18 protein-coding genes and 8 tRNA genes are annotated in these 22,195 nt (G+C 66.6%); 22 read left to right on the top strand and 4 right to left on the bottom strand.

Translation table 11 applies throughout. From position 1 onward, the window contains the following. Window positions 1-27: 27 nt before the first annotated feature. Complete coding sequence (locus GLA29479_RS13975) at window positions 28-897, bottom strand: tetratricopeptide repeat protein (RefSeq protein WP_057971950.1); 870 nt, start codon at window positions 895-897, stop codon at window positions 28-30. 100 nt (window positions 898-997) lie between these two features. Between GLA29479_RS13975 and GLA29479_RS13970 the strand changes: the two genes are divergently transcribed. Beyond that, window positions 998-1,672, top strand: coding sequence for a DUF998 domain-containing protein (locus tag GLA29479_RS13970; protein ID WP_248842735.1), 675 nt, complete (start codon window positions 998-1,000; stop codon window positions 1,670-1,672). Between the two features lie 205 nt (window positions 1,673-1,877). Here the strand turns inward: GLA29479_RS13970 and GLA29479_RS13965 are convergent, their stop codons facing one another. Together GLA29479_RS13965 and GLA29479_RS13960 are read right to left on the bottom strand one after the other, a co-directional pair. Continuing rightward, the gene (locus GLA29479_RS13965) at window positions 1,878-2,177 is read right to left on the bottom strand and encodes a hypothetical protein (RefSeq protein ID WP_057917444.1); all 300 of its coding nucleotides are present in this window, start codon (window positions 2,175-2,177) and stop codon (window positions 1,878-1,880) included. Between the two features lie 276 nt (window positions 2,178-2,453). Next, a complete protein-coding gene (locus GLA29479_RS13960; protein WP_057971949.1) occupies window positions 2,454-3,755 on the bottom strand; it encodes a metal-dependent hydrolase family protein in 1,302 nt (433 codons plus the stop codon). A gap of 181 nt (window positions 3,756-3,936) precedes the next feature. Here GLA29479_RS13960 and GLA29479_RS13955 point away from each other — a divergent pair, with 181 nt between their 5' ends. The 7 genes from GLA29479_RS13955 to rsfS all read left to right on the top strand — a co-directional run bounded on the left by GLA29479_RS13955 (window position 3,937) and on the right by rsfS (window position 11,015). Beyond that, window positions 3,937-4,134 carry a hypothetical protein gene (locus tag GLA29479_RS13955; protein WP_031372497.1) on the top strand — a complete coding sequence of 66 codons (198 nt, stop codon included), beginning with the start codon at window positions 3,937-3,939 and terminating at the stop codon, window positions 4,132-4,134. A 228-nt stretch (window positions 4,135-4,362) separates the two neighbouring features. Then, a complete protein-coding gene (gene leuS / locus GLA29479_RS13950; protein ID WP_057971948.1) occupies window positions 4,363-7,152 on the top strand; it encodes a leucine--tRNA ligase in 2,790 nt (929 codons plus the stop codon). A 344-nt stretch (window positions 7,153-7,496) separates the two neighbouring features. Beyond that, complete coding sequence (locus GLA29479_RS13945) at window positions 7,497-8,150, top strand: glutathione S-transferase family protein (RefSeq protein ID WP_057971947.1); 654 nt, start codon at window positions 7,497-7,499, stop codon at window positions 8,148-8,150. 132 nt (window positions 8,151-8,282) lie between these two features. Further along, the gene (locus GLA29479_RS13940; RefSeq protein ID WP_057917448.1) at window positions 8,283-8,804 is read left to right on the top strand and encodes an LPS-assembly lipoprotein LptE; all 522 of its coding nucleotides are present in this window, start codon (window positions 8,283-8,285) and stop codon (window positions 8,802-8,804) included. 28 nt (window positions 8,805-8,832) lie between these two features. Further along, window positions 8,833-9,879 (top strand): DNA polymerase III subunit delta, encoded by a 1,047-nt coding sequence (gene holA / locus GLA29479_RS13935; RefSeq protein ID WP_031372501.1) that lies wholly within the window; start codon window positions 8,833-8,835, stop codon window positions 9,877-9,879. Between the two features lie 10 nt (window positions 9,880-9,889). Beyond that, window positions 9,890-10,543, top strand: a complete 654-nt coding sequence (nadD, locus tag GLA29479_RS13930) for a nicotinate-nucleotide adenylyltransferase (protein WP_057971946.1) — start codon at window positions 9,890-9,892, stop codon at window positions 10,541-10,543. A 37-nt stretch (window positions 10,544-10,580) separates the two neighbouring features. Further along, window positions 10,581-11,015 (top strand): ribosome silencing factor, encoded by a 435-nt coding sequence (rsfS, locus tag GLA29479_RS13925; RefSeq protein ID WP_057917450.1) that lies wholly within the window; start codon window positions 10,581-10,583, stop codon window positions 11,013-11,015. 205 nt (window positions 11,016-11,220) lie between these two features. On the opposite strand, the gene GLA29479_RS13920 is transcribed toward rsfS, so the two are convergent. Further along, window positions 11,221-11,979, bottom strand: coding sequence for a Bax inhibitor-1/YccA family protein (locus GLA29479_RS13920; protein WP_031372504.1), 759 nt, complete (start codon window positions 11,977-11,979; stop codon window positions 11,221-11,223). A 187-nt stretch (window positions 11,980-12,166) separates the two neighbouring features. Between GLA29479_RS13920 and GLA29479_RS13915 the strand changes: the two genes are divergently transcribed. The 14 genes from GLA29479_RS13915 to GLA29479_RS13850 all read left to right on the top strand — a co-directional run bounded on the left by GLA29479_RS13915 (window position 12,167) and on the right by GLA29479_RS13850 (window position 22,089). Continuing rightward, window positions 12,167-12,243 (top strand) — tRNA-Pro (locus GLA29479_RS13915). A gap of 40 nt (window positions 12,244-12,283) precedes the next feature. Continuing rightward, a tRNA-Arg gene (locus tag GLA29479_RS13910) sits at window positions 12,284-12,360 on the top strand. A gap of 62 nt (window positions 12,361-12,422) precedes the next feature. Beyond that, window positions 12,423-12,499: transfer RNA gene (locus GLA29479_RS13905), tRNA-His, on the top strand. 51 nt (window positions 12,500-12,550) lie between these two features. Then, window positions 12,551-12,626, top strand: a tRNA-Lys gene (locus tag GLA29479_RS13900). A gap of 364 nt (window positions 12,627-12,990) precedes the next feature. After that, window positions 12,991-13,076: transfer RNA gene (locus GLA29479_RS13895), tRNA-Leu, on the top strand. 364 nt (window positions 13,077-13,440) lie between these two features. Beyond that, window positions 13,441-14,025 carry a hypothetical protein gene (locus GLA29479_RS13890; protein ID WP_248842734.1) on the top strand — a complete coding sequence of 195 codons (585 nt, stop codon included), beginning with the start codon at window positions 13,441-13,443 and terminating at the stop codon, window positions 14,023-14,025. Between the two features lie 532 nt (window positions 14,026-14,557). After that, complete coding sequence (tig, locus tag GLA29479_RS13885; RefSeq protein WP_057971945.1) at window positions 14,558-15,859, top strand: trigger factor; 1,302 nt, start codon at window positions 14,558-14,560, stop codon at window positions 15,857-15,859. A 155-nt stretch (window positions 15,860-16,014) separates the two neighbouring features. Beyond that, entirely contained in the window at window positions 16,015-16,641 is a 627-nt protein-coding gene (gene clpP / locus GLA29479_RS13880) for an ATP-dependent Clp endopeptidase proteolytic subunit ClpP (protein ID WP_031372506.1), read from the top strand. Window positions 16,642-16,820: 179 nt separating this feature from the next. Next, entirely contained in the window at window positions 16,821-18,110 is a 1,290-nt protein-coding gene (gene clpX, locus GLA29479_RS13875; protein ID WP_031372507.1) for an ATP-dependent Clp protease ATP-binding subunit ClpX, read from the top strand. A 580-nt stretch (window positions 18,111-18,690) separates the two neighbouring features. Next, window positions 18,691-21,123: an endopeptidase La gene (gene lon / locus GLA29479_RS13870; RefSeq protein WP_057971944.1), complete on the top strand. Its 2,433-nt coding sequence runs from the start codon at window positions 18,691-18,693 to the stop codon at window positions 21,121-21,123. 220 nt (window positions 21,124-21,343) lie between these two features. Further along, window positions 21,344-21,616: an HU family DNA-binding protein gene (locus tag GLA29479_RS13865; protein ID WP_031372509.1), complete on the top strand. Its 273-nt coding sequence runs from the start codon at window positions 21,344-21,346 to the stop codon at window positions 21,614-21,616. Window positions 21,617-21,667: 51 nt separating this feature from the next. Continuing rightward, window positions 21,668-21,742, top strand: a tRNA-Val gene (locus GLA29479_RS13860). 91 nt (window positions 21,743-21,833) lie between these two features. Beyond that, window positions 21,834-21,910 (top strand) — tRNA-Asp (locus tag GLA29479_RS13855). A 102-nt stretch (window positions 21,911-22,012) separates the two neighbouring features. Next, a tRNA-Asp gene (locus GLA29479_RS13850) sits at window positions 22,013-22,089 on the top strand. The last annotated feature ends 106 nt before the right edge of the window (window positions 22,090-22,195 follow it).

Raw genomic sequence — 22,195 nt, 5'->3', positions numbered from 1 at the left:
CCCGCGCACCGGCCCGGCTCAGACCGCTCAGAACAGCAGCGAGGCCATCTTGCGGCGGTACTGGCCGACCAGGTCCTGGTCCTCGATCACCTTGAAGGCGTCGATCAGGGCTTTGCGGGGCAGGCCGTCCTGATAGGCGCGGTCGCGGCGCAGCAGTTCGATGAAGTGCTCGAGCGCGGCTTGGTCGTGACCGGCAGCGAGCAGGCGTGCGCCGAGCAGGTAGCGGGCTTGCAGGTCTTCGGGCTGGGCGGCGATGGCGGCCTCCAGCGTCTGCACCGGCGGCGCGTCCTTGCTCACGGCCAGGAAGCCGAGGCGGGCGCGGGCGCGCAGGCTGCGGTCGTCGGTGGCGAGGTTGGCCGGCAGGGCGTCGAGCAACTGCTCCGACTCCTGCGCCGCGCCGGTGGCGAGCAGGGCCAGGGCCAGGTCGAGCTTGAGTTCGGCCTTGTCGGGCTGTTCGGCGACTTCGTGGCGCAAGCGCACGACTTCGTCGTGCGGATCGACCGCCGCCGGCTCGGCGATGGCCTCTTCGGCCGGCGCGGCCTCGGCCGGCTCGATGCCGTGGTGCTTGAGGAATTCGCGCACCGCGCTTTCCGGCAGGGCCTCGGCGAAGCCGTCGACCAACTGGCCGCCCTTGACCAGGAACACGGTCGGGATCGAGCGGATCTGGAACGCGGCGCCGAGCTGCTGTTCGGCTTCGACGTCGACCTTGGCCAGCTCGAAGGCGCCGTTGTAGTCGGCCGCCAGCTTTTCCAGGATCGGGCCCAAGGTCTTGCACGGCTGGCACCATTCGGCCCAGAAATCGATCAGGACCGGCACCTGCAGGGATTTTTGCAGCACCTCTTCCTGGAAGCGATCGGCGGTGGCGTCGAAGACGTGGGGCTTGGCGGTTGCGGTCATCGTCTGGCTCGTCTGCGTGGTGCTCGGGTTGGAACCCGAAGTGGGGGCGATCGGGCGCAAGGCAAGCGCGCGCCGCGGGTGCGCACGCTAGCATGACGCGATGAAGCGCTCATCGAACCCGAACACCGGCCCGGCGGTCGCGGCCGACACCGACGCAGCCAACACCGGCGCAGGCAAGCGCCGCGGCCGCATGCAGGCGCTCGCATTGGCGGCGGCGCTGTGCTGCCTGGGCGCCTTGCTCGGTTTCGGCGCGGCGCTCGAAGGTTATTCGCATCGCCTGCATCCGCCGGGCCTGCTCGGTGCCGACGGCATCGCCCATGCGGCCGCCTTCAATCTGCTCGGCTTCATGGTGCCGGGGCTGCTGTTGGCGGTAGTGGCCTGGCGGCTGCGCGAACGCTTGCGCAGCGCCGGCGCGATGGCGCGCATCGGTGCCTGGCTGTGGTGCCTGTCGGCCCTGGCCTGGGCGGCGCAGGGCGGGCTCGCGCTGGATTCGACCGACCTGGATGCGCCGGCCAGTCGTCTGCATGCGACCGCCTGGATGCTGTGGTGGCTGGCCTTCGTGGCCGGCGCGGCCTTGCTCGCGATCGGTGCGCGCGGCCTGCAGGCGTGGCGCGGCCTGATCTCGGTCGAAGTGTTGTCCGGTGCTCTGGTGCTGGTCGCGGTGCTCGGCGCCGACATCGGCGTATTGCCGGCGCCGATCGCCCAGCGGCTCGCCTTGCTGATCTGGTTGGTGGCTTATGTGGCCACGGCGCGCGGCGAACGCCCCGGAAACTGATACCGAGCGGCGCAATGTCGATGCTGCGCACACGACCGCGAATGCGCGCCGCGCGCATTCGCTTCGATGACAGGTGCCGACGCCGCAGCAAGGTCGATCGTATTCGGCGCCTGCCGCGGACGCGACGTCCGCGGCCGACCTTGCTGCGGCGACGGCGGTCCTGGAGCGCGCGGCGTCGGAGGTGCCGAGCCGCGCGGCGAGGAACTCAGCGCGCGCCTTGCCGCGTGTCGACGATGCGCGCGGCTTCTACCGGTGAGGCCAGGTCGCGTTCGCGCGGCAGCAGCGCGTCGTTCGCGGTGGCGGTGAATTCGCAATAGGTCGCGCGGCAGTCGTCGTATTCGAGCTCGCAGGCCAGTTGCTGTTCCGCAGTGACGGCGCTGCGGATGCAGGCGCGGTAGGGATAGAAACATTCCGGGCACGGCGGGGCCGCGAGTGCCTGGGTCATCGAAAGCAGGCTGCCGAGGGCAGTCGCGCAGACCGCGGCGGCGAGCAAGGGCGATTTCATTCGAACTCCCTTTCGGTGAAGCGTGGGCCGGGAGGCGCGAGCGGCCTCGATGTACTGCGGCGTTTGAATGTCCTGTGCCGGATGCTGGCCCGGCACCGTGCTTATGCCACGCACGCGGCGGGCCCGCCGTGACTCAGTTCACGGGCACGGCGGTGCTGGCGCCGCAGGCAGCGCACAGGCAGCTTTTCTGTGAACTGGAACTGGAACTGGGCCGGAGCAGGCAGGCGGCTGCGAACGCCGACGCACGCCGGCGTTCGCAGCGATCCGGCGCGGCGCTTACAAGGCCTGCTTGAAGATCTGTCCGTCCTTCATCACGAAATCGACCTTCATTACCGCATTGATGTCCTCGAGCGGGTTGCCCGGCACGGCGACGATATCGGCGCGCTTGCCGGCTTCGATCACGCCCTGATCGTCGACGCCGAGCACTTCGGCGGCGCGGATGGTCGCGGCTTGCAGCGCCACCGCGGCGGGAATGCCGGCTTCGACCATGTAGAGGAATTCGCGCGCGTTGTCGCCGTGCGGGCCGACGCCCATGTCGGTGCCGAAGGCGATCTTGACGCCGTTCTTGTAGGCCTTGGCCGCGGTCTGCTGGATCAGCGAACCGATCCTCGCCGCCTTCGGCCGCACCACCTCGGGGAAGTAGCCGTCGATCTTGGCCTTGTCGGCGACGAAGCGCCCGGCATAGATGGTCGGCACGTACCAGGTGCCTTTCTGCTTCATCAGCGACATGACTTCGTCGGTCATGTAGGTGCCGTGCTCGATCGAAGTCACCCCGCCGAGCACCGCGCGCTTCATGCCTTCGGTGCCGTGCGCATGCGCGGCGACCCGATAACCGTAGTCCTTGGCGGCGTCGACGATGGCCTTGACCTCGTCGACGGTGAACTGCGGCGCGTCGCCGGACTTGGCGTAGGACAGCACGCCGCCGGTGGCGGTGATCTTGATCACGTCGCTGCCGTCCTTGTAACGCTGGCGCACCGCCTGGCGCGCCTCGTCGACCGAATTGATCACGCCTTCGGTCGGGCCCGGCGGGCCGAGCAGGTGCGAGAGCGTGGCGTTATAGCCGTTGGTCGGGTCGGCATGGCCGCCGGTGGTGGCGATCGACTTGCCCGCGGCCCAGACGCGCGGGCCGGCGACCAGGCCCTGATTGATCGCGTCGCGCAGATGCGGGCTCACTTCGCCGCCGAGGTCGCGCACGCTGGTGAACCCGGCCATCAGGGTCTTGTTGGCGTAGCCGACCGAGCGGAAGGCGAAGTCGACCGGGTCTAGGCGGAAGTCTTCCTCGTAGCTCTTCGGGCTGGACTGGTCGCCCAGGTGCACGTGCAGGTCGGTCCAGCCGGGGGTGCAGGTGTGGCCGGACAGGTCGACCGTGCGCGTGCCCGGCGCCTCGGCGCGGCCGTCGAGGACCTGCTCGACCTTGCCGTCGCGCACCACCACGGTGCGCGCTTCCAGCAACTTGCCGCTGCGCGCGTCGAACAAGCGGCCGCATTGCAACGCCATCGGTTCGGCCGCGGCGGCGGGGGCGGCATAGGCCGGGGCGGCGGACAGGACGGCGATGACGGCGACGGCGAGACGGGTCATATGCGGATTCCGGGACGAAGTTGGCCGATCTTAGCCGCCGATTCGGCCGCGCACCGTTGCCAAGGGTCATGCATGACTGCAACTTGGGGGCCGATGCGGGCCGGCCGGACCGGAGGCCCGCATCGGCCGCACAGGCCCTTCGTCGGCATCCATCCGGTTCGTCCAGAACGAGTCGACCGTCATGATCAAGCTGTCGCTGTTGCTCGCCGCCGTACTGTTGTCCGGGGCCGTCCAGGCCACCGATGTCCGCACCGCACCGGCTCCCGACCGTACCCGGGGCGGAGTCATCGGCAACCTGCCGAAGTTCTGCCCGATGGGGAAAACCGTCCGTCCGATCTACAACGAGAAGGGGCAGGTCGTCGCGTTCGAGTGCGTTTGAGCGCACGCCGGCGCCTGCGCCGGAGCGCTGCACCCTGGTCGCAGGCGTGAAAACCGAAGGCCGGTCCGCGAGGGCCGGCCTTCTTCGCAGATGCCGGGCAGGGCCGGCCAAGGCGGGCAGGACGGCCTGTCGCGGGTCTTGCGGCCGCAGCCGCGGCCGTCCGCGCATGGCGGGCCTTGGTGCGCTGCGGTAGGCTTGCCGGTCCTGTCCTTCCGCTCATGCCCGCCTGTGTCTACCGACGTCCCCCACGCCCCGCACGACCCCAAGAGTGAAACCAAGGCCTTCGACCCGAGCAGCGTCGAAACCGCCGCCCAAGGCTATTGGGACGCCACCCGCGCGTTCGAGGTCGACGAAACGTCGGACAAGCCCAAGTACTACTGCCTGTCGATGCTGCCGTACCCCTCGGGCGCGCTGCACATGGGCCATGTGCGCAACTACACCATCGGCGACGTGATCTCGCGCTACAAGCGCATGACCGGCTTCAACGTGCTGCAGCCGATGGGCTGGGACGCATTCGGCCTGCCGGCCGAGAACGCCGCGATCAAGAACAAGACCGCGCCGGCCAAGTGGACCTACGCCAACATCGCCCACATGAAGGCGCAGCTCAAGACCATGGGCTATGCCATCGACTGGTCGCGCGAGTTCGCCACCTGCACGCCGGACTATTACGTCCACGAGCAGCGCATGTTCGTGCGGTTGATGAAGCAGGGCCTGGCCTACCGCAAGAACTCGGTGGTCAACTGGGATCCGGTCGACCAGACCGTGCTCGCCAACGAGCAGGTGATCGACGGCCGCGGCTGGCGCACCGGCGCCCTGGTCGAGAAGCGCGAAATCCCGCAGTGGTTCCTCAAGATCACCGACTACGCCCAGGAGCTGCTCGACGGCCTGGACACGCTGCCGGGCTGGCCGGAAGCGGTCAAGACCATGCAGCGCAACTGGATCGGTCGCAGCGAAGGCCTGGAGATCCGCTTCGACGTGCGCGACGAGAACGGCGCCGCGGTCGAACCCTTGAACGTGTTCACCACCCGCCCCGACACCTTGATGGGCGTGACCTTCGTATCGATCGCCGCCGAGCACCCGCTGGCCGCGCTCGCCGCGCAAAGCGACAGCGACCTGGCCGAGTTCATCGCCGAGCTGCGCCAGGGCGGCGTGTCCGAGGCCGAACTGGAAACCCAGGAAAAGCGCGGCCGCGACACCGGTCTGCGCGCGCTGCATCCGGTCACCGGCGAAGCGCTGCCGGTGTTCGTCGCCAACTTCGTGCTGATGAACTACGGCACCGGCGCGGTCATGGCCGTGCCCGGTCACGACCAGCGCGACTGGGAGTTCGCCAAGCGCTATCAGTTGCCGATCAAGACCGTGATCGTGCCCGACGCGGTGCGCGATGCGCTCGCCGAGATCGGCGAGGACGTCGCCACCCAGCACAAGGACCCGATGCGCAGCGCCCTGGGCGGCGCGGCCTCGGTCGACGTCTACGGCACCACCGCCGCGGTGCAGGTGGTCCAGGAATTCCAGAGCGGCATCGACGAGCAGGGCGCCTGGACCGAGCGCGGCTGGCTGGTCAACTCCGGCGACCTCGACGGCCTGGATTTCCAGCAGGCGCTCGATGCGTTGGCGAGCAAGCTGGAGGCCGAAGGCCGCGGTGCGCGCCGGGTCAACTACCGCCTGCGCGACTGGGGCGTGAGCCGCCAGCGCTATTGGGGCTGCCCGATTCCGGTGATCCTGTGCCCGAGCTGCGGCGACGTGCCGGTGCCGGAAAACCAGTTGCCGGTAGTGCTGCCGGAAGACGTGGCGGATGCCTACGCCAAGGCCGGCGCCATCACCTCGCCGATCAAGGCCGACCCGGAATGGCGCAAGACCACCTGCCCGCAGTGCGGCGGCGCGGCCGAGCGCGAAACCGACACCTTCGACACCTTCATGGAGTCGAGCTGGTACTACGCGCGCTACACCTCGCCGGGCGCCTCCGAGCAGGTCGACGGCCGCGCCAACTACTGGCTGCCGGTCGACCAGTACATCGGCGGCATCGAGCACGCGATCCTGCACCTGATGTATTTCCGCTTCTATCACAAGCTGTTGCGCGACCAGGGCCTGGTCAACAGCGACGAGCCGGCGACCAACCTGCTGACCCAGGGCATGGTCATCGCCGACACCTTCTATCGCGACAACGGCGACGGCTCGAAGGATTGGATCAATCCCGCCGACGTCGAGATCGTGCGCGACGAACGCGGCCGCATCACCGGCGCCGCGCTCAAGGCCGACGGCCAGCCGGTGCAGATCGGCGGCACCGAGAAGATGTCGAAGTCGAAGAACAACGGCGTCGACCCGCAGTTGATGGTCGGTAAGTTCGGCGCCGATACCGTGCGTCTGTTCTCGATGTTCGCCGCGCCGCCGGACCAGTCGCTGGAATGGAACGAAGCCGGCGTCGAAGGCATGGCGCGTTTCCTGCGCCGCCTGTGGACCATGGTCCATCGCCACGCGGCCGACGGCGCCGCGCCGGCGCTCGATATCGCCAGCCTGGACGCCGCGCAGAAGACTCTGCGCCGGCAGTTGCACGAGTGCATCCAGAAGGTCGGCGACGACTACGGCCGTCGCCACAGTTTCAACACCGCCATCGCCGCGGTCATGGAACTGCTCAATCACCTGGGCAAGTTCGACGATGCCAGCGCCAACGGCCGTGCCCTGCGCCAGGAAGCGCTGGCGGCGATCGTGCTGTTGCTCAACCCGATCACCCCGCACGCCAGCCACGCGCTGTGGCAGGTGCTGGGCCATGACGAGACCCTGCTCGAAGATCTGCCGTTCCCCGCGGTCGACACCTCGGCGCTGGCGCGCGACGTGGTGACCCTGGCGGTGCAGGTCAACGGCAAGCTGCGCGGCACCATCGAAGTGCCGGTCAACGTCGCCAAGGAAGACGCCGAGCGTTTGGCCTTGGCCGAACCGAACGTGGTCAAGTTCATGGAAGGCCTGACCGTGCGCAAGGTGATCGTGGTGCCGGGCAAGATCGTCAATATCGTCGCGAGCTGAGTTCGCCGCGTCGGTAGTCGGGCTGATAAGAGCGGACAGCAACAGCAACAGCAAATCCCTCCTGGCCCCCCTTTTCCAAAGGGGGGACTAGTCGGCCGGCCGCGTCGTTGTCGTTGCAGCTGCAATCGCAATCGCAATCGCAGCCGTAGTCCCAGCCGCAGCGGCAGCAGTAGCAGCCGCAGCGGCGCGCTCATGGTTGCCGCCGTCGCCGCTGCTGCGGGGCACCGTCGTCACCGCTGTCGCTGTTCCCCCCTTTGGAAAAGGGGGGCAGGGGGGATTTGCTTTTAGTTCCCAAGCTATCGAGCCTTCAGCCCTTACCTTCCAACACCCGCGAACCCGCCCCCATGACCCCCATCCTCTACTGCCACCCCGACTCCGGTTTCAGCTACAAGGTCGCCCTGGCCCTGCGCCTGCTCGGGATCGAGTTCGAGCAGCGCCACGTCGACATCCGCAGCCCGCGCGATCGGCGGTCGCAGGAGTTCCGCGAACTCGCCGTGCACGGCGAGGTGCCGGTGTTGCGCATCGACGATCTGGTGCTGTGCCAGTCGAACGTGATCCTCGACTACCTGGCCACTCGCGCCGGCGCGCTCGACGGCCAGACCGTCGAACAGCGCCTGCACGTGCGCGAATGGCTGTCGTGGGAAGCCAACCGGGTCAGCCTCAACGTCGCCCACTCGCGCTACGGCCGCCAGTTCGGCCACTACGACCCGGCCGTGCTGGCCTGGTACGACCGCCGCTCGCTCGCCGATCTCGACCGGCTGCAGGCGCAACTGGCCCAGACGCCGTGGCTGGCGGGCGAGGCGCCGAGCATCGCCGACGTCGCCTGCAGCGGCTATCTGTTCTTCACCATCGAGCCCTGGGCCGAAGCCGCCGGTTTCGCGATGAGCACCTGGCCGGAGCGCTGGCCGGCGGTGCAGGCCTGGCTCGACCGGCTCATGGCGCTGCCGGGTGCGCAGACGCCGCAGGCGCTGTTCGCCGGGCACGCGATCCGCTACTGAGCGCCGACGGATCGGCGCGCCGCCGGTTTCCGAACGCCGGCGCAGACGCAGCCACGGCTGCGACCGCTTCGGCGCCAATGCGGTTCAGGCTTCCTATTGATGCCCGAAGCCGCCTCGTCCAGACTTCGCCACATGACGCCTCGCACCCCCTTTCTCCGCGCGACTGCCCGCACCTCGCTGGCGGTCCTCGTGCTGGCCTTGTCGGCCTGCGGTTTCCAGTTGCGCCAGGCCCTGACCCTGCCGCCGGACCTCGGTCCGGTGCGGGTGGTCTCCGCCGACCGCTACAGCCCGCTCGCCGAATCCCTGGCCCAGGCGCTGACCCGCGCCGGCGCGGTGCCGGCGACCGCCGATTCCAGCGAAGTGGCGGTGCTCGATCTGTTGTCCGAGCGTTGGGGCGACACCCCGGCCGCGCTCGACGAACTCGGCCGCGTCCAGGAATACAGCCTGCGCTACGCCGTCGCCTTCGAACTGCGCAAGGCCGACGGCACCGCCCTGGTGCCGCGCCAGAGCATCGAGCTGGCGCGCGACTACGTCTCCAACCCGGTCAACGCGATCGGTACCGAAGGCGAACGCGAAATCCTGATGCGCGAAATGCGTCGCGAGATGAGCGCCGCGGTGCTTCGCCGCATCGGCGCCGTCACCGAACGCCGTTGATCCTCGCTCACGGCCTGCGTCGGCGACCATGGAACTGACGCCCGAGCGTCTGCTCGCCCAACTCGACAGCGAAGCCCTGCGGCCGGTCTATCTGATCGCCGGGCCCGAGCCCTTGCGCGTGCTCGAAGCCGCCGATGCGGTGCGCGCCGCCGCGCGCAAGCAGGGCATCGACGAACGCGAGGTGTACGAGGCCGAAGGCAATCAACGCGAACCCGACTGGAACGCGTTGTCCGGCGCCTTCCGCGCGCCGAGCCTGTTCGCCAGCCGACGCCTGATCGAGCTGCGCCTGCCTAGCGGCAAGCCCGGCAAGGAAGGCGCCGAAGTGATTTCCGATTTCTGCGCCGACCCGCCGCACGACGTCAACCTGCTGATCACCGCGGGCGAATGGAGCAAGCAGCACGGCGGCAAGTGGAGCGAAGCAGTGGGCCGCGTCGGCCACATCGCCGTGGCCTGGGCGATCAAGCCGCACGAACTGCCGGAATGGATCGAGCGCCGCCTGCGCGCGCGCGGCCTGCGCGCCGATCGCGACGCGGTGCAGAGCCTGGCCGAGCGCGTCGAGGGCAATCTGCTTGCGGCCGCGCAGGAAGTCGACAAGCTCGCCCTGTTGTCCGACGGCGAGACCATCGACCTCGAACGCATGCAGACTCTGGTCGCCGATGCCGCGCGCTTCGACGTGTTCCGCGTGCTCGACGCGGCCATGAACGGGCAGGGTGGGCAGGTCTCGCGCATGCTCGCCGGCCTGCGCGCCGAAGGCGAGGCGGTGCCGGCCTTGCTCGGCATGGTGGTGATGGAATTGCAGCGCACCGCCGCCCTGGCGCGGGTTAACGCGCGCGGCGGCAACATCAACGCCGAATTCAAGGCGCAGCGGATCTGGGACTCGAAACAACCCATGTACCGCCGCGCCCTGCAGCGTCACGACGCCCGCCGCTGGGAGGCCTTGCTGGCCCAGGCCGGCCGCGTCGACCGCATGGCCAAGGGCCGCGAAAGCGGCGACGCCTGGGTCGCCCTGGAACGCCTGTTGCTGGCCGTCGCCGAGCCGCGTGCGCTGCGCCTGCTCGCGGTGTCCGGCGCCTGAGTTGCCGCCCATGGGCTTGCTGGTCTTCTACGGCGGCACCTTCGATCCGATCCACGACGGTCATCTGGCGATCGCCCGCGCCGCGCGCGACACGTTGCGCGCGCAGGTGCGGCTGATGCCCGCGGCCGACCCGCCGCACCGCGCCTTGCCCGGCGCCAGCGCCGAGCACCGCGCCCGCATGCTCGACCTGGCCGCCGCCGGCGAAGACGAACTCATGGTCGACCGACGCGAACTGCGCCGCGAGGGTCGCTCCTATACGGTCGAGACCCTGCGCGAGGTCCGCGCCGAGGTCGGCCCGGAGCAGCCGCTGGCGCTGTTGGTCGGCGCCGACAGTTTTCTCGATTTGCCGAAATGGAAAGAGTGGCAGTCGCTGTTCGACCTGGCCCACTTCGTGGTCGCCGAGCGCCCCGGCAGCCCCCTCGAAGCCGGGCGCATCGCATTCGCAGCAGGGCGCGAGACGGCCGAGGTCGAGGCCTTGAGGCAGGCCCCGGCCGGGCGGGTTTTCCGCTTGAACCAGCCGCTCCATGCCGAATCGGCCAGCCAGGTACGTTCGCTGATCGCCGCCGGAGAACCCTGGCGCGAGTACGTTCCGGCGGCCGTCGCGGGCTATATAGAACGCCATGGTCTGTACGGCGTGCGAGCCCTGCGCGGCGCTTCGGTATAATCCCGCCACAACCCCGTCACGCAGAGCCGATTTCCCCTTGACCAGCCAAGCCCAAGTCATCAAGACCCAGCTGCCGAACCCGCCGCCGCCGACCGCGTTGTTGCTCAAGACGGTCCACGCCGCGGTCGAAGAACTCAAGGCCAAGGATGTCGTCGAAATCGATGTGCGCGGCAAGAGCAGCGTCACCGATTACATGGTGATCGCCTCCGGCACCTCGACCCGTCACGTCAAATCGATCGCCAACGAAGTCGTCAAGTTCGCCAAGAACCTCGACGTCATGCCGCTGGGCGTCGAAGGCGAGCGCGAGGCCGAGTGGGTGCTGGTCGATCTCGGCGACGTCGTCGTCCACGTCATGCTGCCGCGCGTGCGCGAGTTCTACGCCCTGGAGCGCCTGTGGACGGTCGGCGATCAGCCGCCGCCGCCGGAAGGCTACGAAGGCAAGTTCGAGACCGACGACGAAGACCGCTTCTGATAAGGCCGCACCTGATCCGAAGGTTTCGCAGCGAAGCAACGACGGCGCCCGAGGGCGCCGTCGTCGTTTCCGGGGCATGTGTTCGCATCGCGCTTCGAAGTTGCGGTGCAGGCGAGAGCCATCGCTCCTACCCGGACGCGCCCCAAAATCCAGGCAAAGAAAAGGGCGCCCGAAGGCGCCCTTTGCAAAACACGAACCGCCCGTATCAGTTGCGCGACTGCAGCTTCGACAGCAGGCGCAGGAACTCGATGTACAGCCACACCAGGGTGACCATCAGGCCGAACGCGCCGTACCACTCCATGTACTTCGGCGCGCCTTGCTCGACGCCGGTCTCGATGAAGTCGAAATCCAGCACCAGGTTCATCGCCGCGACCACCACCACGAACAGGCTGAAGCCGATGCCGATCAGGCCCGATTCGTGGATGTAGGGGATGTTGATGTTGAACAGGCCCAGCACCATCGTGGCCAGGTAGATCAGGAAGATGCCGCCGGTGGCCGCGGCCACGCCGAGCTTGAAGTTCTCGGTCGCCTTGATCAGGCCCGAGCGATACGCGAACAGCAGCGCGAACAGGGTGCCGAAGGTCAGCATGACCGCCTGGATCACGATGCCCGGGAACTTGGCCTCGAAGATCGACGAGATCGCGCCGAGGAAGAAGCCCTCGACCAGCGCGTACAGCGGCGCGGTGACCGGCGCCCAGGTCTTCTTGAAGGTGGTGACCAGGGCCAGGATCAGGCCGCCGATCGCGCCGCCCCAGACATAGGGGCCGGCGCCGATCGCGCCGAGCTCGGTGATCTGGACCTGGCTCCAGGCGAAGGACGCGGTGATGACGGTCAGCAGCAACAACACGCCGGTCTTGTTGACCGTACCGTTCAGGGTCATCACCTGGTCGCCGCCGCGCACGACCGAGCCGGTGCCGAGGTCGAGGAAGGTCGAGTCCTTCAATGCGGGATTGCCGCTGCGCATGGTCTTGCTCCTTGGAAAAACGCGGTTTCGAGAATGGATACTAGATAGGGTCGAAGCATACATCGCACAAGCGGCGCCGGCTCGGGCAGGGCGGCGCGGCGCCGGCAACGCACGATTGACAGGGAACAAAGCGCCGCCCACACTATGCGGCCTTTCGCGGTCTTGGCGTGTCGCGGGAGTCCCGGCTCGGGGTATAGCTCAGCCTGGTAGAGCGCCAGCTTTGGGAGCTGGATGTCGTGGGTTCGAATCCCTCTGCCCCGACCATCCATCGAGCAAGCTCGGCCGTCAGTTAAGATGTAATCTGGCGCCCGTAGCTCAACCGGATAGAGCACCGGCCTTCTAAGCCGGTGGTTGTGGGTTCGAGTCCCGCCGGGCGCGCCAAAAAAGTTTTCGTAAACGTGCGTTCGTGTTTCAATAACGTGCGTTGCAGTAGCAGGTTTATGGTGGATGTAGCTCAGTTGGTTAGAGCACCGGATTGTGATTCCGGGGGTCGCGGGTTCAAATCCCGTCTTCCACCCCAGTTGTTGTGCGGTACTGATTTTTTCTGTATAGTTCCGCACCTAGTTTCACCGGGCTGTTAGCTCAGTTGGTAGAGCAGTTGACTCTTAATCAATAGGTCCAAGGTTCGAATCCTTGACAGCCCACCAAAATCGAAAGGCAGCTGGAGCGATCCAGCTGCCTTTTTCTTTGCCCGCGATTTTTGCCTGTAAGACCTGCAATAGACGCCAGGCCATTCGTCGCCGCCGAGCGGCGCGCGAACGCGGATGACGGTGATCGGCGATTGGCTATCGCCTTGCATCCACAGATAGTTGATCGAGTCCGCCTCGTCGTCGGTGCGCATCGGCATGGTCTGCCGCCGAGGCGCAGGACTTCCCAACTGCATGCGAAGTCGGGCCGGCTGCGCGTGCCCGGGTCATCCTTGGGTAGGGCACGATGGCTTGGGCGCCAGGCGCTTTTTTCCGGCGCGGCGGCTAGAATGCGCCGGCCGCATCCATGCGATGCCGGCCCTGGGCGAAAGTGGCGGAATTGGTAGACGCACTGGATTTAGGTTCCAGCGGGTAACCCCCGTGCGGGTTCGAGTCCCGCCTTTCGCACCATCTAACATATTGATTGTATTGCTCATTACGTTCGGTTCTGGGGTGTCCCTGTCACGGATATCGCCCTGGATCGGAATGCAAGGGCGCCAATTCCCCGACTGCATTGCCGCCTGCTTGAGCGCCGAGTGCCTTGCCGTGCCTCGCTTCTTCGCTGCTCGAGCCGGGTAGCCGGACTGGATGCCATTCCAGGGCTGCGCTGGTCCATTGCGATTGGTGGAATAGGGGGGGGCGCAGACCGCACGCCATTGCCGCTCGTTCCTGCTGCCAGTGGGATGTCGCTCGCAGGCGAACGTTTGATGTCTTGGGGCAGTCGCGATGCTGTGCATAATTCAATGCACTTGACGGACGTTGGACTGGATGCCCGATGAGCGAGATGGAGATCACGCGGGAGGATGTGGCCGGGCGGGCGCGTGCCGGAAAACTCGCGCCACTTGATATCGGCCGTTCTCTGGAGACGGCGCGCGGCATCAAACATCCGTGGTATCGGTGTCAGGCCCTGGCGACAACTGCTGAGTACATGACTGGCCGCGACCAGGAGCGCGTTCTATCGGAGTCGCTTGCGGCTGCGCACGAGCAAGATGAGACCAATCGGGTCGTCACGGTATCCTCCTGGCCCATTCGTGTGCTCGCAAAGATTCGGCCCGAGCTTGCCGCCAAGTACGTCGAGGATCTGGTCGCGCTTGCCGAGACCGAGCCGCACAACCTGAGACGATCCCACGCCCTCCAGTCCTTGGCTTACTCGGTGAGTGGGCACCCCGGGCTCCTCGGGCGAGTGGTGCCTGCATTGGTGGAGTCGTTGATCGGAGGGCATGGGCCTCGCATCGACCGTTGCATCCGCGACACGTTTGAACTGGTGCTCTCCGCGCGGCCGGATTTGGCCTGGACGGTCGCAATGCACCACAAGCCCAATAATCTGCAGTCGAGGCTGCTTGCGGCCATCCCTGGGTAAGCCTGGCGCGGCGCCCGCGTCGCCTCCGTCACAAATGTCACCCCTGGCGTCACCCAGTCGCATAAGTTGGCGTCCCCGAAGCCGAACCCCAAAATTTAGGTTCTAGCGGTAACCCCCGTGCGGGTTCGGGTCCCGCCTTTCGCACCAAGCCGTCGGGTCGGCAGCCAGCCGGCGCGACTGCAGAAACCTCCGGCCGGGTTCCGGCTCAAGCTCTTGGCCGGCTCGGTCGGGTCGTCCGCGCGGTTCGCCAGCCGGTCCGGCCACCGCCGGACCCCGCCCCGCGGCAGCCCGCCCCGCGGCAGCCCGCACCAGCCCCCAAACCGCCCCGGCTGCGACCCAAGTCGCGAAAACCGCCGTTTTCGGCCCTTCGACCCCGTCCAGGCGGCCTTTCGGGCGTGCGACGCTGGCAGCCCGGCCCGTAATCGGCCAAACTAGCAAGTTCCGCTGGCCGGCGAGGGTCTCGTCGATAACGGCGGCCGGACAAGATCATCAACATCGTGCTGCGGCGAGTGCCGTGGTCGCAGGAGTGGATATGCAAGTTTCGCTCGAATCGCTGGGCTCGCTCGAACGCCGACTGACCTTCAGCCTCCCGGCCGAGAACCTGGAAAACCAGGTCGGCGGCCGCCTGCGCGAAATCGCGCGTGGCGCCAAGATCAAGGGCTTCCGCCCCGGCAAGGTGCCGACCAAGGTCATCGAGCAGCGTTTCGGCGCGCAGGTGCGGGCCGAAATCCTCGACGGCATGCTGCGCGAAAGCTTCGGCAACGCGATCCGCGAGGAAAAGCTGCAGATCGCCGGTAACCCGCGCATCGAGCCGGCCAACGAAGGCGGCGAGACGCTGTCCTACGTGGCGACCTTCGAGGTCGTGCCGGACTTCGGCGACATCGACGTGGCCAAGCTCAACATCGTCCGTCACGTCGCCGAAGTCGCCGACGCCGACATCGACGCGATGATCGAAAACCTGCGCCTGCAGCGCCGCACCCTGAAGTCGGTCGATCGCGCCGCCCAGCAGGGCGACGTGGTCGAGCTGGAGACCTGGACCCAGGTCGGCGAGGAGCGTCTGCCGGCCGAAGGCGCCGAGCACGGCAGCACCGTGATCGGTTCGGAATCCATGTTCAAGCCGCTCGAGGACGCCCTGGTCGGCCTCAAGGCCGGCGAGGAAACCGTCGCCGAGGTCGAATTCCCGGCCGAATGGCGCGCCCCGCAGCTCGCCGGCCAAAAGGCCAGCGTGCACCTGAAGCTGAACCACGTTTCCGAGCCGGTCCTGCCGGAAGTCGACGCCGAGTTCATCAAGAGCTTCGGCGTGAAGAGCGGCGATGCCGAGCAGTTCCGTAACGACATCCGCACCAACCTGGAGCGCGAGCTCAAGGGCGCGCTGATGACCCGCCTGCGCCGCGAAGTCGGCGAGCAGCTGATCGCCGCCTACGAGTCGGTCGAAATGCCGCCGAAGCTGGTCGAGAACGAAGCCCGCGACATGGTCTGGCAGACCGTCGAGCAGGCCCGTCGCCAGGGCCGCCAGATCGAAGCCCCGGCCGACGCCCACCTGAACTACATGGACGCGGCGCGCAAGCGCGTGCTGGTCGGCCTGCTGGTCGGCGAGATCGCCCGCCGTCACGAGCTGCGCCTGGAGCCCAAGCGCGTCAACGAGACCCTGCGCCTGATCGCCTCGACCTACGAGGAGCCGCAGCAGGTGATCGACCTGTACCGCAACGACCAGCAGCTGATGGCCGGTCTGCAGAACCGGGTGATGGAGGAGCAGGTGATCGATTGGATCGCCGAGCGCGCCCAGCACACCGAGCAGCCGCTGTCGTTCAGCGAAGCGATCCGCCCGGCCTGATCGGCGGCTTTCGAGCTTTCCCGATCGGGCGTGCTTGGCGGTAATACCGCTTTTAGCAATCGCGCCTCTTGCGCTGCGGTCCGGCCGGCCCCAAGTTGGCCGGACCGCGCTTGCATTACAAGCGCACTCCACGTCAGCCAATAGGTGCCGTTGAAATGGACAACCGAACCAAAGCATTGAATCTGGTGCCGATGGTGGTCGAACAGACCAGCCGCGGCGAACGCGCCTACGACATCTATTCGCGCCTGCTCAAAGAGCGCGTGATCTTCCTCGTCGGCGGCGTCGACGACCATGTCGCCAACGTGATCGTGGCCCAGATGCTGTTCCTGGAGGCCGAGAATCCCGAAAAGGACATCAGCCTCTACATCAACTCGCCGGGCGGCGTGGTCACCGCCGGCATGGCGATCTACGACACCATGCAGTACATCAAGCCGGACGTGAGCACGATCTGCGTCGGCCAGGCCGCCAGCATGGGCGCGCTGCTGCTCGCCGCGGGCGCCAAGGGCAAGCGTTACGCCCTGCCGAACTCGCGCGTGATGATCCACCAGCCGCTCGGCGGCTTCCAGGGTCAGGCGACCGACATCGACATCCACGCCCGCGAGATCCTGACCCTGCGTCAGCGCCTCAACGAGATCCTGTCCAAGCACACCGGCCAGGCGCTGGAGACGATCGCGCGCGATACCGAGCGCGACAACTTCAAGAGCGCCGAAGCCGCGCGCGAATACGGCCTGATCGATCAGGTCCTCGAGCGCCGTCCGGACGACTCGGTCCAGGCCGCCTGACCGTTCGTCCTGACGCGCAAACCCTTGATCGCACTGGGTAACCGCCGCCAGTCCCGCCCGCAGGGCGGGGCCGGGGGGTGTGTTATTCTCGGGCTGCGATAGCCGAACGGCCATTTTGGCGCTTGCCGAGATGGCCAATCGGGAATATGAGTACGATTCGAGCACCAACGGGCCAAAGCATGACCGACGATCGACAAGGACGCAGCACGGGCGACAGCAACAAGATCCTGTATTGCTCGTTCTGCGGTAAAAGCCAGCATGAAGTCCGCAAGCTGATTGCGGGCCCGAGCGTCTTCATCTGCGATGAATGCGTCGAGCTGTGCAACGACATCATCCGCGAGGAGCTCGAGGAGAAGGCGCAGTCGGCCCGCAGCCATCTGCCGAAGCCGCGCGAGATTCTCGAAGTGCTCGACCAATACGTGATCGGCCAGCAGCGCGCCAAGCGCACCCTGGCGGTGGCCGTATACAACCATTACAAGCGCATCGAGAGCCGGCAGAAGAACGACGACGTCGAATTGTCGAAGTCGAACATCCTGCTGGTCGGCCCGACCGGTTCGGGCAAGACGCTGCTGGCCGAAACGCTGGCGCGCCTGCTCAACGTGCCGTTCACGATCGCCGACGCGACCACCCTGACCGAAGCCGGTTACGTGGGCGAAGACGTCGAGAACATCATCCAGAAGCTGCTGCAGAAGTGCGACTACGACGTCGAAAAAGCGCAGCAGGGCATCGTCTACATCGACGAAATCGACAAGATTTCGCGCAAGAGCGACAACCCGTCGATCACCCGCGACGTTTCCGGCGAAGGCGTGCAGCAGGCGCTGCTGAAGCTGATCGAAGGCACCATCGCCAGCGTGCCGCCGCAAGGCGGGCGCAAGCATCCGCAGCAGGAATTCCTGCAGGTCGACACGCGCAACATCCTGTTCGTGGTGGGCGGCGCGTTCGCCGGTCTGGACAAGATCATCCAGCAGCGCAGCACCGAGGCCGGCGGCATCGGCTTCGGCGCCAAGGTCAAGAGCAGCGAGCGCAAGATCGACATCGGCCGCATCCTGGCCGAGGTCGAGCCGGAAGACCTGATCAAGTTCGGCCTGATCCCCGAGTTCGTCGGCCGCCTGCCGGTGGTCGCCACGCTCGAGGAACTCGACGAAGCGGCGCTGATCTCGATCCTCACCGAGCCGAAGAACGCGATCACCAAGCAGTTCCGCAAGCTGTTCGAGATGGAGAGCGTCGAGCTCGAATTCCGTCCCGACGCGCTGGCGGCGATCGCCCGTCGCGCGCTCAAGCGCAAGACCGGCGCGCGCGGCCTGCGCACCATCGTCGAGTCGGTCCTGCTGGACACGATGTACGAACTGCCTTCGCTGGAGAACGTCAGCAAGGTGGTCGTCGACGAGTCGGTGATCGAGCACAAGTCCGAGCCGTATCTGATCTATCAGACGCCGCCGGCGCAGCCGAAAGTCGCCGCGGCCGAGTGAACCCCGAACGCCCCGGCCCTGCCGGGGCGTTTGCCATCCGGGGTCGGCAACGCCGATCCGGCGGCGCATCGAGGCTGGGGAGCTTCGGTTCGCTCAGGTGCGATCCGCCCGGGCCGCACCAAGCGCCTGCCTGCGTCGCGGACCAGGCTCAGGGCCCCGCGAGCGCCGCTCGCCTGCTCTCGCCTTGTCCGCGGCCATCCCCGCCAGGCCATCCCGCCGGGCTGCGCAGGCCGCCTCCCAGGACCTCCTTTGTCCGATCCGGCCCTCGGCCGGCGTCTGATCCGGTAAGGAGCCGCGCCATCGTGGCCCGGGGAGGGCAGTCGTCAGCGCAAGCGGTTGGAACCGGCCGCGGCGGCCGGTTCCGTGCGCCCGGGCCGACTTCAGATGTCAGTACGCGGTGATACTGAACACTTGGCTGGAACATTGAGTGCCGTAATCGCCTCAATGTCTTGATTGGCAAGGGTTTGGCGCATGCTGGCGGCGTTGGGACCAATGTCGTGCTTGCATCGTTCGGGCGCCAACCCCATAAATCGGGCGTGGCCGCCGTAGTGGCTGCCTAACGCATACATCTGGAGTCCGCATGTCCGACCGTACCGAACACGAAATCCTGCAACTGCCGGTGCTGCCGCTGCGCGACGTGGTCGTGTTTCCGCACATGGTGATCCCGCTGTTCGTCGGCCGCGACAAGTCGATCCGCGCCCTCGACCTGGCGATGGAATCCGACAAGCGCATCCTGCTGGTCGCGCAGAAATCCGCCGAGACCGACGATCCGGTCGCCGAGGATCTGTACGAGATCGGCACGCTCGCGCAGGTGCTGCAGTTGCTCAAGCTGCCCGACGGCACCATCAAGGTGCTCGTCGAGGGCGTGTCGCGGGTCAAGGTCGGCGACGTCCTCGAACGCGACGGCGCGCTGTCCGGCCAGGCCGACATGGTCGAGCCGGTGATCGACCGCGAAGAACGCGAAGTCGAGGCGATCGCGCGCTCGCTGATGGGTTTGTTCGAGCAGTACGTCAAGACCAATCGCAAGTTGCCGCCGGAGCTGATGCAGACCCTGGCCGGCATCGACGAGCCCGGCCGTCTCGCCGACACCGTCGCCGCGCACCTGGGCGTGCGCATCGGCGACAAGCAGAAGCTGCTTGAGACCCACGCCATCGGCGCGCGCCTGGAACAGCTGGTCGGCCTGGTCGACGGCGAAATCGACGTGCAGCAGCTGGAGAAGCGCATCCGCGGCCGGGTCAAGTCGCAGATGGAGAAGAGCCAGCGCGAGTACTACCTCAACGAGCAGATGAAGGCGATCCAGAAGGAGCTCGGCGAGATCGACGATGCCCCCAACGACGTCGACGAGCTCGCGCGCAAGATCGCCGAGGCCGGCATGCCCAAGCCGGTGGAAACCAAGGCCAAGGCCGAGCTCAACAAGCTCAAGCAGATGTCGCCGATGTCGGCCGAGGCCGCGGTCGTGCGCAACTATCTCGACTGGTTGCTCGGCGTGCCGTGGAAGAAGCGCAGCAAGATCCGCAAGGACCTCAAGGCCGCGCAGGACGTCCTCGACGCCGACCACTTCGGTCTGGAAAAGGTCAAGGAGCGCATCCTCGAATACCTCGCCGTGCAGACGCGGGTGAAGAACATGAAGGGAGCGATCCTGTGCCTGGTCGGTCCGCCGGGCGTGGGCAAGACTTCGCTGGGGCAGAGCATCGCCAAGGCGACCAACCGCAAGTTCGTGCGCATGTCGCTCGGCGGTGTGCGCGACGAAGCCGAGATCCGCGGCCACCGCCGTACCTACGTCGGTTCGATGCCGGGCCGCATCGTCCAGAACCTCAACAAGGTCGGCAGCAAGAACCCGCTGTTCGTGCTCGACGAAATCGACAAGATGTCGATGGACTTCCGTGGCGACCCGTCTTCGGCGCTGCTGGAAGTGCTCGATCCGGAACAGAACAATTCCTTCAACGATCACTACCTCGAAGTCGACCTCGATCTCAGCGAAGTGATGTTCGTGGCGACCTCGAACTCGCTCAACATTCCCGGCCCGCTGCTGGACCGCATGGAAGTGATCCGGATCCCGGGTTACACCGAGGAAGAGAAGCTCAACATCGCCATGCGCTACCTGCTGCCCAAGCAGATCAAGGCCAATGGTTTGAAAGTCGAGGAAATCAAGATCGCCGAATCGGCGGTGCGCGACATCGTGCGTTACTACACGCGCGAATCCGGCGTGCGCAACCTCGAGCGCGAGATCTCCAAGATCTGCCGCAAGGTGGTCAAGGAAATCGCCCTGGCCGGCCCGAAGCTGAAGAAGGACAAGGACGGCGCGATGAGCGTCGGCTCGAAGAATCTCGAGAAGTACCTGGGCGTGCGCCGTTTCGATTTCGGCCGCGCCGAAGAGCAGAACGAGATCGGCCTGGTCACCGGCCTGGCCTGGACCGAAGTCGGCGGCGACCTGCTCCAGGTCGAAGCCACCCTGGTGCCGGGCAAGGGTCAGCTGATCCTGACCGGCCAGCTCGGCGACGTCATGAAAGAATCCGCATCGGCGGCCTTGTCGGTGGTGCGCGCGCGCGCCGAACGGCTCGGCATCGACGTCGAGTTCCTGCAGAAGCACGACGTGCACGTGCACGTGCCCGAAGGCGCGACGCCGAAGGACGGCCCGAGCGCGGGCATCGGCATCGCCACCGCATTGGTGTCGATGTTGACCAAGAACGCGGTCAAGGCCGACGTCGCGATGACCGGCGAAATCACCTTGCGCGGACGCGTGCTGCCGATCGGCGGGCTCAAGGAAAAACTGCTCGCGGCGCTGCGCGGCGGCATCCGCACCGTGATCATTCCCGAGGAGAACCGCAAGGATCTCTCCGACCTGCCCAAGAGCGTGATGCAGGGCCTCAAGATCGTGCCGGCGCGTTGGATCGACGAGGTGCTCGACCTGGCGCTGGAACGTCCTATCGCACCGACGCCGCCCTCCGGCGAGGGTGAGCTGGCGGTGCGCGACGGCGGCAAGACGGCTGCGCAGCCCGACGTCAAGCATTAAGTCGGGCCGTCGGTCGGAAACCCGAAAAAAGCGCTGAAAGCCGCGTCGCTGCTAGCTTTCACGCTTGCGCCCCCAAAATGCCGCTGGTATAACGACCGCAACCGCGCTGCAGGAAATCCTGCTTCTGCAGCGCGGCACGCTTGATCGGGACGTACGCCTGCATGGCGTAGATCCGATTCTCAGAACACGCGGTCCAATCCGCACAGGAGTCAAGAAAATAATGAACAAGGCCGATCTCGTAGGGGCAGTTGCCGAAACCGCCGAGCTGTCGAAGACCGACGCTACCGCCGCCGTCGATGCATTGATCGACGTCGTCACCAAGGCGCTCAAGAAGGGCGACACTGTTACGCTCGTAGGCTTCGGTACCTTCCAGGTGCGCGCGCGCGCCGCCCGCCAGGGTCGCAATCCGAAGACCGGCGAAACGATCAAGATCGCAGCGTCGAAGAATCCTTCCTTCAAGGCTGGCAAGGCGCTGAAGGATGCTGTAAACTAAGCAGCTCGCCGGCGGTGCCTGGGGCATCGCCAAGCAGAATCCGATGCACTCGGGTGCTTAGCTCAGCGGTAGAGCGTCTCCTTTACACGGAGAGGGTCGGGGGTTCGAAACCCTCAGCACCCACCAGTCTCGCTGGTCTTTCTGCCAAGACGTCATCCGAAAGATGAAGTCAGGCAAGACACACGAGTCAGGATTCGGTTGAAAGAGTTCAAAACGCGGAGTGGTAGTTCAGTCGGTTAGAATGCTGGCCTGTCACGCCGGAGGTCGCGGGTTCGAGTCCCGTCCACTCCGCCAGTTTTGCCAAAGGCGCCGGGAACGGCGCCTTTGTTTTATATAAGTGAGAGCATTCGTTTTTTGCGCGATCGCGGCGCGGCGGATGCGGAAGTTTCAAAACGCGGAGTGGTAGTTCAGTCGGTTAGAATGCTGGCCTGTCACGCCGGAGGTCGCGGGTTCGAGTCCCGTCCACTCCGCCAGTTTTGCGAAGGCGCCGGAAACGGCGCCTTTTTTTATGCCTGCGATTCGGGCGCAGGCCGCGGCCGCGGCCCAGCCGCCGGCGTCGCCGCCATGGCCGGCTCCGCC

The sequence above is a fragment of the Lysobacter antibioticus genome (assembly GCF_001442535.1).
GTDB lineage: Bacteria > Pseudomonadota > Gammaproteobacteria > Xanthomonadales > Xanthomonadaceae > Lysobacter > Lysobacter antibioticus.
Note: the sequence above shows the minus strand (reverse complement) of the source record. Positions and strands in the feature narration are given on the sequence as shown.

Excerpts from the sequence above, each read along its gene's own strand:
- GLA29479_RS13975 (WP_057971950.1), bottom strand. The coding sequence starts at position 897 with ATGACCGCAACCGCCAAGCCCCACGTCTTCGACGCCACCGCCGATCGC.
- GLA29479_RS13970 (WP_248842735.1), top strand. The coding sequence starts at position 998 with ATGAAGCGCTCATCGAACCCGAACACCGGCCCGGCGGTCGCGGCCGAC.
- GLA29479_RS13965 (WP_057917444.1), bottom strand. The coding sequence starts at position 2,177 with ATGAAATCGCCCTTGCTCGCCGCCGCGGTCTGCGCGACTGCCCTCGGC.
- GLA29479_RS13960 (WP_057971949.1), bottom strand. The coding sequence starts at position 3,755 with ATGACCCGTCTCGCCGTCGCCGTCATCGCCGTCCTGTCCGCCGCCCCG.
- GLA29479_RS13955 (WP_031372497.1), top strand. The coding sequence starts at position 3,937 with ATGATCAAGCTGTCGCTGTTGCTCGCCGCCGTACTGTTGTCCGGGGCC.
- GLA29479_RS13945 (WP_057971947.1), top strand. The coding sequence starts at position 7,497 with ATGACCCCCATCCTCTACTGCCACCCCGACTCCGGTTTCAGCTACAAG.
- GLA29479_RS13940 (WP_057917448.1), top strand. The coding sequence starts at position 8,283 with ATGACGCCTCGCACCCCCTTTCTCCGCGCGACTGCCCGCACCTCGCTG.
- holA (WP_031372501.1), top strand. The coding sequence starts at position 8,833 with ATGGAACTGACGCCCGAGCGTCTGCTCGCCCAACTCGACAGCGAAGCC.
- nadD (WP_057971946.1), top strand. The coding sequence starts at position 9,890 with ATGGGCTTGCTGGTCTTCTACGGCGGCACCTTCGATCCGATCCACGAC.
- GLA29479_RS13920 (WP_031372504.1), bottom strand. The coding sequence starts at position 11,979 with ATGCGCAGCGGCAATCCCGCATTGAAGGACTCGACCTTCCTCGACCTC.
- GLA29479_RS13890 (WP_248842734.1), top strand. The coding sequence starts at position 13,441 with ATGAGCGAGATGGAGATCACGCGGGAGGATGTGGCCGGGCGGGCGCGT.
- tig (WP_057971945.1), top strand. The coding sequence starts at position 14,558 with ATGCAAGTTTCGCTCGAATCGCTGGGCTCGCTCGAACGCCGACTGACC.
- clpP (WP_031372506.1), top strand. The coding sequence starts at position 16,015 with ATGGACAACCGAACCAAAGCATTGAATCTGGTGCCGATGGTGGTCGAA.
- clpX (WP_031372507.1), top strand. The coding sequence starts at position 16,821 with ATGACCGACGATCGACAAGGACGCAGCACGGGCGACAGCAACAAGATC.
- lon (WP_057971944.1), top strand. The coding sequence starts at position 18,691 with ATGTCCGACCGTACCGAACACGAAATCCTGCAACTGCCGGTGCTGCCG.
- GLA29479_RS13865 (WP_031372509.1), top strand. The coding sequence starts at position 21,344 with ATGAACAAGGCCGATCTCGTAGGGGCAGTTGCCGAAACCGCCGAGCTG.